The sequence below is a fragment of the Candidatus Accumulibacter sp. ACC005 genome (genome assembly GCF_907163215.1).
Lineage (GTDB): Bacteria > Pseudomonadota > Gammaproteobacteria > Burkholderiales > Rhodocyclaceae > Accumulibacter > Accumulibacter regalis.
In genome coordinates, this window is record NZ_CAJQUB010000008.1 from 132232 (window position 1) to 146475 (window position 14244).

Genomic DNA, 14244 nt, shown 5'->3' on the forward strand with positions numbered 1-14244 from the left:
GCAGGCGCGTTGCCGACCGAGCCCGAGAAGCGGCTGATGGACGAAGTCTACACATTGGAAAGGAACGTCACCATGCCTTACGTCACCTCTGCCGAACGCTTCGGAATCGAAAAAGGCTTGCAGCAAGGATTGCAACAAGGTCGCCAGGAAGGCCGCCAGGAAGGTCGCCAGGAAGGTCGCCAGGAAGGCCGCCAGGAAGGCGAGGCCGCACTCCTGCAGAGCCTTCTCGCCCGTCGCTTCGGTGCGCTGCCCGACTCTGTACGCATCCGACTGGGCGGGGCCACCGTCGAGCAGCTCGAAAGCTGGGCCATCAAGGTGCTCGACGCGCGATCGCTGGACGAAATTTTCGATCAGGGTTGAAGCAGACAAACACCGCCACCGCCCAATCCGTCAGGCGAAAACATCCACGCACCTCACCCCCTGTAGGAGCCCGATTCATCGGGCGATGACGACGCGTCGCTCCGTCGAAGCGCCCGAGGTCACCCAGCCGCCCAATCGCCCGATGAATCGGGCTCCTACATGTTGGCTCTTGCCGAAGCCGGGCGGCGCGGCTGGATCTCTGACCTGCCCGCTTCGCTATAGCCGACCATCCCCCTGTAGGAGCCCGACTTGTCGGGCGATGACGACGTGTCGCTTCGTCGAAGCGCCCGCGATCACCCACCCGCCAATCGCCCGATGAATCGGGCTCCTACATGTCGGCAGGTGTTCCGCCAACGCTTCCAGGTCAGCTCAAGCGCGGCGGCGGCCGCCACCAGCGGCGTTGCCTCTCAACTCGGATGCAAAGAAAACCATCACTGAAACGAGCGACCAGGCCATCGTGCGTGACCCGTCGCATCGTTTCGGTCAGGGCCTGCGCCACAAGAAGGCGGTCAAAGGGATCCTGGTGGTGTGCGGGGAGCCCTTCGATCGCAGCAGCATGTTCGGGTTCTACAGGAAGCAGGCGGTATCTCGCCTGGCGAAAATATTCCAGCGCAAGCTTTCCAGACACCGGCATGTCACCTCGTCCCAGGCTGTGTTTGATGCTGATTTCCCATATCGTCACAGCACTGACCCAGATCGTGTTTTTTGGCGCGAGGATCAGTTCGCGAGCTTTTGCCGACAAGCCGGGATGATCGGCAACAGCCTACTATGCGACATGGGTGTCGAGCAGAAGCTTCAAGATCCAATCCTCTGCAGAAACAGCCGAGCCACGTCTTCATTGTTCGCGTCGATATCGTCCGGGACGTCGAAAGCGCCCCTTGCACGCCAATGCGCTGCTCTGGCGGTTGCTCCGCGAGCGGAAGCAGGCGCGCTGCTGGTCGTCCGTTCCGGGCAATGACGATTTCCCGTTCCTTGCCCTGTTCGATGGCTTCAACAAGGCGCGACAAGTTCGACTTCGCCTCCAGCATGTTCACGGTCGCCATGGCTACCTCCGTTGAATGACGAGATGAGTCTAGTCGAGCCAGAGTGCGTAGCCCAGCATCGCAAAACCCGCCAGCTGTAAGCCGCCACGAGCGCCGTCATCGCGCGATCCGCCGTCACGCTCCCCCCTGTAGGAGCCCGATTTATCGGGCGATGACGACCTGCCACCCCGTCGAAGCGCCCCGAGGTCACCCACCCGCCAATCGCCCGATGAATCGGGCTCCTACATGAAACCGCAATCGCCCTTGCCCCTTGCGCCAACATCCCCTATCATCCGCGTTCATTTGTTGAACAAGAAACCATGACCCCGGCCGAGCAAGTGCACCTGCGTATCCTCCGAATCGTCGAGGAAGAGCCACAGATCAGCCAGCGGCAGCTTGCTGAACGGCTTGGCGCCAGTTTGGGCAAGACCAATTACCTGCTCAAGGCGCTGCTCGAAAAAGGCTACATCAAAGCCGGCAGCTTCCTTCGCGCCGAAGACAAGCTGAAATACGCCTACCTGCTGACTCCCGAAGGCATCCGTGCCAGGCTGTGCCTGACCCGCGACTACCTTGCCCGCAAGGAAGAGGAGTATGTCGCGATGAAAGTGGAAATCGAAGGTATGCGCGCCGAGCTGGCCGCGCAGGACGATCAAGGCTGAACCGCGACAAACCGTAGTGCCAACTTGAAGAAGCCGCCAGGCTGCCCGAAAAAGTAAACAGCGGCAAGGCACGAAAAAACCGCCGCTCCGGCGAAGCGCCGGAGGCGGCCAAACCCCGGGGAGGGCTGTGCTCACCTGCAAGGCGCACCATCTGCTGAATGCCCAGGCATTCTGGCATGGCGGTAGCGTGCCTGGATGTTGCGCAGTCTGGTGAATAGAGGGTCGCTCGATGAATCGGGCGACAAACCACTCGCCAGCAAATCAGGTACCATCGCCCGGTACAACGCCACCAACGCCGTCCCGTCGCACGCCGTCAGCCAGATCGCAAGAATCGTGCTCAATGTCACAGCCCATCCGGGCGCCCTCGTGGATACTGATGCCCAAGCCAACAAGAAGATCAGAACCCCGCCGTAATCGGTCGAACCCGGGTGAGCGCAGTGCCCACCGGCGAAGCCGTGCAACATGCTGAATGCCCAAGCATTCTGGTATGGCGGTAGCGTGTCTGGATGAGGCGCAGGCGCCCAAAAAAGGTTGCCAGATGAATCCGGCTCCTCCGGACGGGCCAGCGTTGGCCAGAATGCCGATGCGCCGCCCACAACGCTCATGAGCCGTCGAGCCTCCCACGCCAGTTGTAGCGATGACCCCCGAACCTCACCTGTAGGAGCGCGATTTATCGGGCGATAACCACCTATGACAGCCAAGTGACGAGGCCCTGGGCCACCTCTGAGCTTGGGAAGAACGCCGCTGGGTTTCCGATTACGCTTTACAGAATTAATCATTGGTTGAAACGCAAATGAAAGTACTCATTACTGGTGCCGATGGCTTCATCGGCTCGCATCTCACTGAAGCCCTCGTCCGCGAGGGATACAATGCGCGTCCCTTTGTGCTCTATAACTCCTTCAACTCCTGGGGTTGGCTTGATCGTGCACCCAAGGATATTCGCGCTAATCTGGATGTGTTCGCCGGCGATATCCGCGACCCGCACGGAGTGAAGGAAGCGATGAAAGGGTGCGATGCCGTGCTGCACCTAGCCGCACTGATCGCGATTCCTTACTCCTACCACTCCCCAGACACCTATGTCGACACTAATGTCAAAGGTACCCTGAACGTGTTGCAGGCGGCACGCGAGTTGGGTGTGAAACGGGTGATCCATACCTCTACCAGTGAGGTCTACGGCACAGCGCGCTTCGTCCCCATCACTGAAGAACATCCCTTGCAGGGCCAGTCGCCCTATTCGGCCACCAAGATCGCGGCGGACCAACTGGCCTATTCGTTCTATGCCGCTTTCGGCCTGCCGGTGGTCATCGCCCGCCCCTTTAACACCTACGGTCCGCGTCAATCCGCGCGCGCCGTGATCCCGACCATCATCACGCAGATCGCCAACGGCAAACGCCAGATCAAGCTGGGCGCGGTCTCACCCACACGCGATTTCAACTTCGTGAAGGATACTGTGGCGGGCTTTATTGCCGCACTGAACTCCGACCAAGGCCTGGGCGAGGTGGTCAACTTTGGCAGCAATTTCGAGATCAACATCGGCGACACGGCGCGATTGATCGCCGAAGCCATGAACACCGATATCGAAATCATCACCGACGAAGCGCGCCTGCGTCCGGAAAAATCCGAGGTCGAGCGCCTCTGGGCAGATAACGCCAAAGCCAGGGAACTTTTCGGCTGGCAGCCCCGCTATGGCGGTCGCGAAGGTTTCAAACGTGGCTTGGCGGAAACCGCGGAATGGTTTACTCAGCCCGAGAACCTACGCGGCTACAAATCCGACATTTACAACCTTTGAGCGCGACCGTGGCTGAATCCGCTTTCGTCGAACAGGTCGTCGAGGCCATCCGCCAGGTGGCTGGCCCCGCCCCCGTCGCCCTCCATGAACCGCGTTTCGCCGGCAAGGAATGGGCCTACCTGAAGGAATGTCTGGACAGCACTTTTGTTTCCTCCGTCGGCAAGTTCGTGGATCGCTTCGAGGCCGATCTGGCCGCCTTCACCGGCACCAAACATGCCGTAGCCGTGGTCAACGGCACCGCCGCCCTGCACATCGCCCTGAAACTGGCCGGCGTCGAAGCCGGTGACGAAGTCCTGATTCCTGCCCTGACCTTCGTCGCCACAGCCAATGCCGTGGCTTATTGCGGCGCGAACTGCCACTTCGTGGACAGTGAGGAAGGCACCTTGGGTGTCGACCCCCGCAAGCTGCGCGAGCATCTCGTGGCGACCACGGAACAGCGCAACGGCCAGTGCATCAACCGCGCCAGCGGCCGCGTCATCCGCGCCCTGGTGCCGATGCATACCTTCGGCCACCCGGTCGATCTGAATGGGATGATGGCCCTGGCACACGACTTCAAGCTTGCTCTGGTCGAAGACGCGGCGGAGTCGCTCGGCAGCTATTACTACGGCCGCCACACCGGCACCTTCGGCCTGATGGGAACGCTCAGTTTCAACGGCAACAAGACCATCACCACTGGCGGTGGCGGCGCGATTCTCACCAACGACTCGGAACTGGCGCGCACAGCCAAACACCTTACCACCACCGCCAAGCTGCCGCACCGCTGGGCCTTTGAGCATGACCGGATCGCTTACAACTACCGCCTGCCCAATATCAATGCGGCGCTGGGGTGTGCCCAACTGGAACAACTGCCAGGCTTCCTGGCAGCCAAGCGCCACTTATTCGAGCGTTACCAGGAAGCCTTCGCACCGATCCAGGGAGCGACCATCTTCCAGGAACCCGAGGGCTGCCAGAGCAACTACTGGCTGCAAACGTTGCTGCTCTCCCCGGAGCAGTCAGACCAGCAGGCGGCCATCCTGGAAGCCAGCAATTATTCCGGGCTTATGACGCGGCCGGCGTGGACATTGATGAACCGCTTGCAGCCTTATCAGGACTGCCCGGCGATGGGCCTGGAAACGGCCGAATCGTTGGCCCGGCGCATCATCAACGTGCCGAGCAGCGCGCATCTGGCGGAGACCAGCGCATGAAACGGCCGCCCATTCTCCTGGTTGGAGCGGGGGGCCATGCGCGTGCCTGTATCGACGTCATCGAACAGGAAGGGTGCTATGCCATCAGCGGCCTAGTCGGACTACCCGAAGAAATGGGCGGCGAGGTTCTCGGTTATCCGATTCTGGGCACGAATGCGCAACTGGCGGAACTCAGGACCACCTGTCCCAACGCCTTGGTCACGGTCGGCCAGATCAAGTCGCCGGAGCCACGCATGCGCCTCTTCGACCTGCTGACCGGTCTCGGCTTTGTCCTGCCCCACATCGTCTCCCCGCGGGCCCATGTATCGCGCCATGCCAGCCTGGGAACCGCTAGCATTGTCATGCACGGCGTCATCGTCAATGCCGGCGCCCGAATTGGACGGAACTGCATTCTCAACAGCCAGGTGCTCATCGAACACGACGCCGTTGTCGAAGACCACTGCCACATTTCCACCGGCGTACTGGTGAATGGCTGCGTGCGGGTCGGCACGGGCTGTTTCGTCGGCAGCGGCAGTGTGCTGCGCGAAGGCATCCAACTTGGTGAGCACTGCTTGGTCGGCATGGGGATGGCCGTGCGAACAAGCCACACCGCCCATACCCGGATCACTCAATGAACGAGCACGTACTCATCATCGCCGAAGCAGGCGTCAACCATAACGGCGACCTCGCCATAGCCAAACGCCTGATCGACGTGGCGGGAGAAGCCGGCGCCGATCTGGTCAAGTTCCAGACCTTCAATGCCAACCGCCTGGTCACCGCAACGGCACGGAAGGCTGATTACCAGACCCGCAACAGCGGCGGCGGTGAAACCCAGTATGAAATGCTGCATCGCCTGCAACTGGACGCCGAAGCGCACCATGAACTCATCGCTCATTGCCAGGCGCGGGGGATCGGCTTCTTCTCCACCGGCTTCGACAACGAAAGCGTCGATTTCCTGGCCAGCCTGGGCCAGGACAAATTCAAGATTCCCTCAGGCGAGATCACCAATCTGCCCTACCTGCGTAACATGGGCCACTACGGAAAGGAGATCATTCTTTCTACCGGCATGGCCACCCTAGCCGACATCGAAGCGGCTATCGAGGCGCTAGAACGGGCGGGCACCCCTCGTTCCAGGCTCACGGTGTTGCATTGCACCACGGAATATCCCACCCCCATGAACGAGGTCAACCTGCGCGCCATGCAAAGCATTGGTCAGGCCTTCGGGGTGCGCGTAGGCTATTCCGACCATACGCCCGGAATCGAGGTGGCGATTGCCGCTGTGGCCATGGGCGCTTCCGTCATCGAAAAGCACTTCACGCTGGACCGCAACCTGCCCGGCCCGGACCACAAGGCCAGTCTCGAGCCTGCTGAACTCAAGGCCATGGTGGCAGCCATCCGGAACACAGAAGTCGCATTGGGTGATGGCATCAAACGTCTAACCCCGAGTGAAGCCATGAACAAACCCGTTGCCCGAAAATCACTGGTAGCCAGCCAGGCGATTCATGCTGGAGAAGCATTCAGTGCCGAGAACGTTACCGCCAAGCGACCCGGCACTGGCATCTCCCCTATGCGCTGGGATGAAGTCATTGGCCGTCGCGCGCCCCGCGCTTTTGCGGCAGATGAGTTGATCGAACTATGACGCGCAAGATTTGCGTCATCACCGGTACCCGTGCCGAATATGGCTTGCTGCGCTGGGTCATGCAAGGCATCAAGGATGATCCAGATCTGACGCTACAAATCATCGCCACGGGCATGCATCTGTCCCCCGAATTCGGCTTGACCTACCACCAGATTGAGGAAGATAGCTTCCGCATCGACCGCAAGGTGGAAATGCTGGTCAGCTCCGACACACCCGCGGGCATTGCCAAATCTATGGGTCTGGGGTTGATCGGCTTTGCCGATGCCTTGGCGGAACTGCAGCCCAATCTCATCGTGGTGCTCGGCGACCGCTTCGAGATCTTCTCTGCAGTGGCCGCCGCGTTGGTTGCCCGCATACCAGTTGCTCATTTGCACGGCGGCGAGACTACGGAGGGCGCTTTTGATGAGGGGCTTCGGCACTCGATCACCAAGATGTCGCACCTGCATTTCGTGGCAGCGGAAGAATACCGGCAGCGCGTGATCCAGTTAGGCGAGCAGCCTGAACGTGTTTTCCTGGTAGGTGGGCTGGGTATCGACAACATCAAACGCTTGAAACTTCTCAATCGCGCAGAATTGGAGGTCTCACTTGGAGTCAAGCTACGTCAGCAAAACTTGATGATTACCTTTCACCCCGTCACGCTTGAGACAGGGACCGCTACAGACCAGATGACAGAACTGTTGGCTGCATTGGCCGAGCTGCGGAATACGCAGCTTATTTTTACCATGCCGAACGCTGATACCGAGGGCCGCGCACTCATAAAGATGGTCGATCAATTCGTGGCGCAGCATGCGAATGCACGGGCTTATACTTCGCTTGGCCAATTGCGTTATTTATCTTGCATTGCTCAGGTTGATGGTGTTGTGGGCAATTCTTCCAGCGGGCTGGCGGAAGTGCCTAGCTTCAAGAAGGGAACGGTCAACATCGGTGATCGCCAACGGGGCCGGCTGCATGCCGAAAGCGTGATCAATTGCGAACCGAATCGGCTGAGCGTCATAGCTGCCTTGAAAAGGCTTTATAGCGCTGATTTTCAGGGAAGCCTCAGGCATGTGCGTAACCCCTACGGGGAGGGGGGCGCCAGCGAAAAAGTCGTCGACGCGATAAAGCATTATTCGATCAACGGTTTGGTCAAGAAGCGTTTTTATGATCTACCGGCAGTATGTCTTGGGAAGCAATAAGTGAAATCTGCTGAAGAGATCTGGCGGCAAGCCCTTCTTCCTGCCAATGCTACGATACAGCAGGCGATCCGCAACCTCGATCAGGTTGCGATCAAGATTGTCTTGGTGGTTGATGAAAGGGGCGAGCTTCAAGGCACGATATCTGACGGCGACATTCGGCGTGGCCTGCTAAGGGAGCTGGCGCTTAGTAGCCCGATCACAAGCGTTATCCACCGCAGTGCACTGGTTGTACCACCAGACATGGGCCGTGAGACGGTAAGGCAGATCATGGTTGCCAACAAGATTCATCAGATTCCTGTGGTCAACGAACTACACCAAGTTGTCGGTTTGCACCTGTGGGATGAACTTCACGCACAACCTGTTCGACGCAATATGATGGTGATCATGGCAGGAGGCATGGGTACTCGGCTACGCCCACACACGGAAAATTGCCCTAAGCCATTGATGGTCGTTGGCGGAAAGCCGATGCTGGAGCATATCATCGAGCGTGCCAAGCTAGAAGGATTTTCCCATTTCGTGTTGGCGATTCGTTACCTTGGACATATGATCGAGGACCATTTTGGTAATGGCGCACGCCTTCAGGTGAAAATTGATTATCTGCGTGAGCAGGCGCCCCTAGGCACGGCTGGGGCCTTGGGTCTTCTTGATCCGCGCCCGGATGCACCATTCGTGGTGACGAATGGTGACGTTCTTACCGATATTCACTATGGGGAGTTGCTGGATTTTCATGTACGCCATACGGCTGTGGCTACCATGGCCGTGCGGGTGCACGAATGGCAGCATCCCTTCGGCGTAGTTCAGATCAACGGTGTGGATATTGTCGGATTCGAGGAAAAGCCAGTTGCCCGTAGCCATATCAATGCGGGTGTCTATGCACTCGATCCCGATGCGCTGAATGTTCTGGATCGTGATGCCCCGTGTGATATGCCTACCCTTTTCGAGCGCCTTCAGGCGGGTGCCAGGCGCACCGTGGCATATCCAATGCATGAGCCGTGGCTGGATGTGGGCCGTCCAGAGGATCTGCAGCAAGCCAACGAAGCAACCCTCTGAGTGGCCATGTCAACAACGCCGACCGTCCTCGCGATGATCCTTGCGCGTGGAGGCTCTAAGGGCTTGCCACGCAAGAATGTGCTGCTCGTCGACGGGAGACCTCTAATCGCCTGGACCGTCGCCGCTGCGCTTGGCGCTAAATGTGTAAGCCGGGTGATTCTTTCGTCTGACGATGATGAAATAATTTTGGCTGCACGTGCCAACGGCTGCGAAGTACCCTTTCGGCGGCCCGCTGAGTTGGCGACCGATCAGGCTACCAGCATAGAGGTTGTTCTCCACGCCCTCGCCGAGATCCCTGGCTATGATTACTTGCTGTTGTTGCAGCCCACGTCGCCGCTACGTACCGCGGCCGACATCGACGCGGCCTTCGCCGCGATGATGGCTAGCGCCGCACCGGCCTGCGTATCGCTCTGTCCGGTTGAGGAGTCGCCGTACTGGATGTTCCGGGTCGATGCGGAAAATCGGATGGCCAAGTTGCTCGAGCCGCCCCCAAGCGCCCACCGGCGGCAGGAATTGCCGCCGGTTTACTCGCTGAACGGCGCCCTTTACCTCGCCCGCACGGACTGGTTCTACCGCAACAAGACGTTCATTTCTCCCGAAACGATCGGCTATGTAATGCCGCGGTCCCGTTCAATAGACATCGACACACGAGAGGATTTCATGGCGTTTCAGCGCGCGATCGCGGGGCGTGCGACGGCCAATGTTTCGTCGCCGCCGACCGACGCGCCCTACACGCATACCGATGACCACATTGATACCCCCCCCTAAGGATGGCCGGGAAAAGCCCTTGGGCGGTGTTTCGCTACCCCTCCAAGGTGAGTCGCCACGTCCTGCGGTTTTTCAACGCACTGTTTTCACAAATCTGCCTCGCAGGCGCTCTGTGAGGCATGGCTACGGCCGTTGTTGTTGGCGTACCTATGAAGCACAACCGGACTCCGTTGTATGAAGATAATAATTTCTGCACAGTACGTAAGCATGGATGACGTTAAGAGATTTTCCAAAGTTCGTACCGGTCTGGGCTATATGGTCTGGACGATCGCGAAAGCCTTAGCCGTTGGAAATCATGACGTGAACCTGCAGACGGTTAGTGGCATTGGCACAAAGTGCACAATAGATAATGTCAACATCGAAGAATGCAAACCATGGAAAGTTCTGTGGCGGGCAATTAAACACGGGGGATTGTTTAGCATGCTCGCGGTAAAGCCAACCCGCTTAGAGCCATCCGCCATAAAATGCATTTACAGTCAAGCATTCGCGGATGTGTTTTTGAGAAAATGCAAAAAAGAGAGCTGCGATGTGATTAATCTCCATGGCGCCACCGAAGCGAACCGTGCAATTATAGCGAGAGCTGGCGAACAGGGTCGAAAGATCGTGTTGACTCTCCATGGGCTTCGCGATGGCAATATTTCCAATGAGTTTGCGGAAATTCCCGTTGTCCGCGCATGTCTTACAAATGGTGGCGCAGTTACCGTAACCAGTACGGGGGTAATGCGAAAACTAGAACAACAGTTGGCGGCACCGGTATGGTTAGGAAGAATCAGCGTGGTTGCAAATGGCGTGTTTTCGGAACGTGATTCAGTACCTAATCAAAGACGCGCAAAGCATCAGCGCACCGGTAGTAACCCGTTTCGGTTCGTTTGTGTGGGGAACATAACAAGAAACAAAAACCAAATTCAAATCGCTAAGGCGGTAAATAAAATGTCGCCCAATCTCAGGCGATCAGTCGTCATCGATATAATAGGCGCCGAACACGATGATGGCGAACTGCGAAGATACGTCAAAAACTACGATCTAGGTAAAGTGGTAATACTCCACGGGTATGTGGCGCGGGAGCGTTTGGCCAAGTTCTATGAGGCAGCACACGGTGTGCTTGTCGTAAGCCACATGGAAGGTTTCGGGATGTCTGTGTGTGAAGGATTCAGGTATGGAATACCCAGTCTCCTCTACAGTGATCTCGATGTTGTCGCGGACATTTATGACGAAGCGGCTGTCATGTTGATGAAAGAAAGATGTGACGGCGCGCTAGCCGAGGCGATGCTGTCGTTCTCTTACCGATCATGGGATCGGGTCGAGGCGATCAGGTGTTCAAAGCCGTTTTCACAAGAGCGTATGGCAGAGACATATCTGAATGTATTCAGGAATGTGGTTGGCAACTCTGATTCCAGCGACCATAGCGGTAAATTAACATAGTGAACTTAGATAATCGACCAAATGCTCTATTGAGCTCTAAAGTTTGCGTATCTTACTTCACGGTTTTCTTTCCTGTATTTATTATATTAGCGCAATATCGTACGAGTATCGGGCTGGCAAGTTATGGATTAAATATAATATATTTCGGAGTGATAGTTTTTATACTTAGAAATCGATATGTCTCGGTCTACCGAGACCTATTTATTTTGGTCGTCGTATATTCTCTCTTGGAGGGCTACAATTTAATATCGCGAGAAATTGATTTGAGTGTCACCATCAATCGATTAATTGGGCCTTTCGTTATGATCATCGGAATCACAACGGCATCATTAACAATTGACCGAAGCAAATTTTTTCAATACTACGAGTGGGTAGTCATTGCAACAAGCGTTGGGATTTTATACCATTCCTTTGTTCTTGTTCTGTCGCATGGTAGCGTTACGCCGATTGCTATTTTGCCGATCGACCAGTTAGATATTTTTTCAAGACAATTAGACCGACCTGTATCGTTTTTTACAGAGCCGCAAGCTTATGCTTCATTTGTTATGCCGATGTACGCGAATTATCTTGTTTCACGTCACTTCCTCCGGGCGGCTTTGCTATTTGGAGTGTTAATTGTCTCGACCTCGAGTTTTGGAATATTGTGCGCAGCAATGCTGATCGTGGCATATGGCTTGATGTCGGGAAGTAAATCACGATTTGTCCTGGTTGTCTTAGCGATGGTGTCCGTTGGTTATTTTACTATCACCTTTACGGATTTAGGCCAGCAAGCCCTAAATAAGATTTTGCTAACCGACTATGAAACATCGATCAGAACTGGGAAGGGATTGCAAGTTTTTTCGACTTTTTCTCTCCGCGCCCAACTATTCGGAACAATGGATACTGTAACCGACTACGTTGTCCGCAATATCAGGGATTTTGATTGGGCCAACGCATATCTTGGGTCAGATGCTGAACACTTGCTTGAATACCTGACGACATTTTCTTATGTGCTGGTCAATTTTGGGATCGTGGGCTTGGCGCTATATGTCGGATTTCTCTATAGATTGTACGTCTCGTCCAGCACCAAATTGTCGAGACTGCTTTTTGCGATGATCGTAATTGCAAACTTCTCGAACACAGTCTTATTCAATGCTTGGTTTATCTTTTACTATGTGTTGATGTATATAAGTAACCGCGATTCTGCCATTCGGCCATGTGCTTTGACATTGCGCTTCAAATCCTCTTGAGTCGATCTAATTCGGGAGAAATATCTTTTTGGTTAAAATAGCTATTCGTGACGACGATACAAATTATTTCACGGAACCGGGCGCTATCGAACTGGCGTATAGAGGGATGGAAAGTTTGCCGATTTCACTAGCGGTAATCCCCTTTGTGACTGGGAACAACGGTGATTGTCCGGAATCTGCTTGTGCGGGTGTCGACGGGCCACATGACATCTCTCATAACTGTGCCCTGGTGCAGTATGTTTCTGATGGAGTGCGAAATTCTCATTTTGAGGTGTTATTACATGGTATAAGCCATGAGTATCGCTACCAATCGGGCCGACGTATTGCTGAAATGCAATGGCGCGAAAGCGATCCGGCGCTTCCGGAGAAATTGCTATTCGCTCGGCACCATTTGGCTATGACGTTTCAGTGTAAAGTTAAATGGTTTGTTCCGCCGAGCAACAAGATTGAAGGGGCGGGAGTACGCGCAGTTGTTTGTGCCGGGATGGATTTGTCAGGGATAATTGGTTGGAAATTGAACAGGACTATCGATGTGCTGAGTGTTAGAAAATATCTTTCGAGATGGTTTTTCCGTGGCCGCTATCGTTACCCTTACCCTGGTGTACTTAGGTATGCCGACCATTGCGAACTAAATGCCTGTGGCATGCATTCTCTTGAGTATTTGGTTCACCTGTTCAACGTCTGTGCAAAATTTTCTCTTCCAATGGTGATCAATACCCACTATTGGGACCTGCGTGATAACCAGCGCAAGCGTGACATGCTTTTGAGGTTTGTGGAATATGCTAGATCAAAAGGTGCCGTCTTTGTACTCATGAGTGATATCGTTAATGATGCGCGATATGAATAATACCCAAAGAAGAGTGGGAATTGTTACCACAAATTTTGCAGTTAACTATGGTGCGAGGTTGCAGGAATTCGCCCTGATGACGGCCATACACGAGTTGGGGTATGACTGTGCTGTCCTCAACTATAAGCCTATTGCCGGACTCCATGGGCGCGGCATAACGTATTCATTCGAAAGTTTGCAGTCGTCAGTAAATAGCATTCTAAAAATTGTCAATCATTCCTATCGGAGCGCCTTGAGGCGGAGAGAAGCTAGGTTTGAGGAATTTGATGATCTTTACATCAAGCTCGATCCTAAAGTGCCAGTGGGGTTAGCTGAGTTGAGGGAAGCCGCAGAGAGGTGCGACGTCTTGATCTGTGGGTCGGATCAAATCTGGAATCGGAACATATTTAGCGACGAAGTATTTTATCTACCGTTTGGAAAGGCTGGAGAAATACAAAAGGTTGCTTATGCGCCTAGCATTGCTGAAATTTTATCGGAGCATCAATACAAGGAGATTGCAGAGAGGGTGCGAGGTTTTAAAGCTTTATCCGTGAGGGAAGAGGAGGCCGCTTGCAAATTGTCAAATTATGTGGGGCGGGAAGTTAAGACTGTCGTGGACCCGGTATTCTTGTTAAGCGAAGATCATTGGCGTAGCATGATGACTCCCGTTGATGTTCCGCAAAAGTACATTCTTAGCTACGAGATAGCCAGTGATAAGCGTTACGGAGCTATTCTTAAGGCGTTGCAGGCTAGGACGCGTCTGCCAATTGTCAACATTAATAGCCGTCCTTATAATAAATACAATTCAGAATATGTATTTACCGACTTGGGGCCGCGGCAATTTATATGGTTGCTGGCTAATGCAGAACACGTCTGCACGAGTTCTTTTCATGCAACTGCCTTTGGGTTGATTTTCAAAAGAAAAATGACAGTTGTCGCGAATAGTCGCCGCTCTACTCGACACGAAACCATCATGAGGCGCTATCGAATGCACCATCGATTAATAACGGAGGATATCGCGCCTGAGGCTGCGGTAGCTGATGCGGACGTTGGGTTTGAGGAGCGAGATTCCGATATGACGAATCTGATAGATGAAGCTTATTTGTTCTTGAGAGATGCTTTGGCTGGCTAATATGAGAAGA

The 14244-nt window shown here is 55.0% G+C and carries 15 protein-coding genes and 1 pseudogene; 14 read left to right on the top strand and 2 right to left on the bottom strand.

Annotated features, from left to right (window positions below; translation table 11 throughout):
• Window positions 1-36 precede the first annotated feature (36 nt).
• On the top strand, window positions 37-360 hold the full coding sequence (locus tag QZ613_RS10765; protein WP_291982372.1) for a DUF4351 domain-containing protein: 324 nt from the start codon (window positions 37-39) through the stop codon (window positions 358-360).
• Between the two features lie 364 nt (window positions 361-724).
• Here the strand turns inward: QZ613_RS10765 and QZ613_RS10770 are convergent, their stop codons facing one another.
• Window positions 725-1102, bottom strand: coding sequence for a type II toxin-antitoxin system VapC family toxin (locus tag QZ613_RS10770; RefSeq protein ID WP_291982374.1), 378 nt, complete (start codon window positions 1100-1102; stop codon window positions 725-727).
• 53 nt (window positions 1103-1155) lie between these two features.
• Window positions 1156-1403, bottom strand: a pseudogene (locus QZ613_RS10775) (type II toxin-antitoxin system prevent-host-death family antitoxin).
• Window positions 1404-1702: 299 nt separating this feature from the next.
• Between QZ613_RS10775 and QZ613_RS10780 the strand changes: the two are divergent.
• The 13 genes from QZ613_RS10780 to QZ613_RS10840 all read left to right on the top strand — a co-directional run bounded on the left by QZ613_RS10780 (window position 1703) and on the right by QZ613_RS10840 (window position 14234).
• Window positions 1703-2041: a MarR family EPS-associated transcriptional regulator gene (locus QZ613_RS10780; RefSeq protein WP_291982377.1), complete on the top strand. Its 339-nt coding sequence runs from the start codon at window positions 1703-1705 to the stop codon at window positions 2039-2041.
• Window positions 2042-2236: 195 nt separating this feature from the next.
• On the top strand, window positions 2237-2455 hold the full coding sequence (locus QZ613_RS10785) for a hypothetical protein (protein WP_291982379.1): 219 nt from the start codon (window positions 2237-2239) through the stop codon (window positions 2453-2455).
• Between the two features lie 379 nt (window positions 2456-2834).
• A complete protein-coding gene (locus tag QZ613_RS10790) occupies window positions 2835-3830 on the top strand; it encodes an NAD-dependent 4,6-dehydratase LegB (protein ID WP_291982380.1) in 996 nt (331 codons plus the stop codon).
• Between the two features lie 8 nt (window positions 3831-3838).
• The gene (locus QZ613_RS10795; protein WP_291982382.1) at window positions 3839-5014 is read left to right on the top strand and encodes a LegC family aminotransferase; all 1176 of its coding nucleotides are present in this window, start codon (window positions 3839-3841) and stop codon (window positions 5012-5014) included.
• Window positions 5011-5628, top strand: coding sequence for a NeuD/PglB/VioB family sugar acetyltransferase (locus QZ613_RS10800; protein ID WP_291982384.1), 618 nt, complete (start codon window positions 5011-5013; stop codon window positions 5626-5628). The genes QZ613_RS10795 and QZ613_RS10800 overlap by 4 nt, the downstream gene beginning before the upstream one ends.
• Window positions 5625-6632: an N-acetylneuraminate synthase gene (gene neuB / locus QZ613_RS10805; protein WP_291982386.1), complete on the top strand. Its 1008-nt coding sequence runs from the start codon at window positions 5625-5627 to the stop codon at window positions 6630-6632. Before QZ613_RS10800 ends, neuB begins: the two co-directional genes overlap by 4 nt.
• Window positions 6629-7807 (top strand): UDP-N-acetylglucosamine 2-epimerase, encoded by a 1179-nt coding sequence (neuC, locus tag QZ613_RS10810; protein WP_291982388.1) that lies wholly within the window; start codon window positions 6629-6631, stop codon window positions 7805-7807. The genes neuB and neuC overlap by 4 nt, the downstream gene beginning before the upstream one ends.
• Complete coding sequence (locus QZ613_RS10815) at window positions 7808-8857, top strand: nucleotidyltransferase family protein (RefSeq protein ID WP_291982390.1); 1050 nt, start codon at window positions 7808-7810, stop codon at window positions 8855-8857. It abuts the gene before it with no gap.
• 6 nt (window positions 8858-8863) lie between these two features.
• Window positions 8864-9625 (top strand): acylneuraminate cytidylyltransferase family protein, encoded by a 762-nt coding sequence (locus QZ613_RS10820; protein ID WP_291982392.1) that lies wholly within the window; start codon window positions 8864-8866, stop codon window positions 9623-9625.
• A gap of 174 nt (window positions 9626-9799) precedes the next feature.
• Entirely contained in the window at window positions 9800-11047 is a 1248-nt protein-coding gene (locus QZ613_RS10825; RefSeq protein ID WP_291982394.1) for a glycosyltransferase family 4 protein, read from the top strand.
• Between the two features lie 263 nt (window positions 11048-11310).
• Complete coding sequence (locus QZ613_RS10830) at window positions 11311-12276, top strand: hypothetical protein (protein WP_291982396.1); 966 nt, start codon at window positions 11311-11313, stop codon at window positions 12274-12276.
• Window positions 12277-12304: 28 nt separating this feature from the next.
• Window positions 12305-13123, top strand: coding sequence for a hypothetical protein (locus tag QZ613_RS10835; protein WP_291982398.1), 819 nt, complete (start codon window positions 12305-12307; stop codon window positions 13121-13123).
• Entirely contained in the window at window positions 13104-14234 is a 1131-nt protein-coding gene (locus QZ613_RS10840) for a polysaccharide pyruvyl transferase family protein (protein ID WP_291982400.1), read from the top strand. Before QZ613_RS10835 ends, QZ613_RS10840 begins: the two co-directional genes overlap by 20 nt.
• Window positions 14235-14244: the final 10 nt, after the last annotated feature.

Excerpts from the sequence above, each read along its gene's own strand:
- QZ613_RS10765 (WP_291982372.1), top strand. The coding sequence starts at position 37 with ATGGACGAAGTCTACACATTGGAAAGGAACGTCACCATGCCTTACGTC.
- QZ613_RS10780 (WP_291982377.1), top strand. The coding sequence starts at position 1,703 with ATGACCCCGGCCGAGCAAGTGCACCTGCGTATCCTCCGAATCGTCGAG.
- QZ613_RS10785 (WP_291982379.1), top strand. The coding sequence starts at position 2,237 with ATGTTGCGCAGTCTGGTGAATAGAGGGTCGCTCGATGAATCGGGCGAC.
- QZ613_RS10790 (WP_291982380.1), top strand. The coding sequence starts at position 2,835 with ATGAAAGTACTCATTACTGGTGCCGATGGCTTCATCGGCTCGCATCTC.
- QZ613_RS10800 (WP_291982384.1), top strand. The coding sequence starts at position 5,011 with ATGAAACGGCCGCCCATTCTCCTGGTTGGAGCGGGGGGCCATGCGCGT.
- neuB (WP_291982386.1), top strand. The coding sequence starts at position 5,625 with ATGAACGAGCACGTACTCATCATCGCCGAAGCAGGCGTCAACCATAAC.
- neuC (WP_291982388.1), top strand. The coding sequence starts at position 6,629 with ATGACGCGCAAGATTTGCGTCATCACCGGTACCCGTGCCGAATATGGC.
- QZ613_RS10820 (WP_291982392.1), top strand. The coding sequence starts at position 8,864 with ATGTCAACAACGCCGACCGTCCTCGCGATGATCCTTGCGCGTGGAGGC.
- QZ613_RS10825 (WP_291982394.1), top strand. The coding sequence starts at position 9,800 with ATGAAGATAATAATTTCTGCACAGTACGTAAGCATGGATGACGTTAAG.
- QZ613_RS10840 (WP_291982400.1), top strand. The coding sequence starts at position 13,104 with ATGATGCGCGATATGAATAATACCCAAAGAAGAGTGGGAATTGTTACC.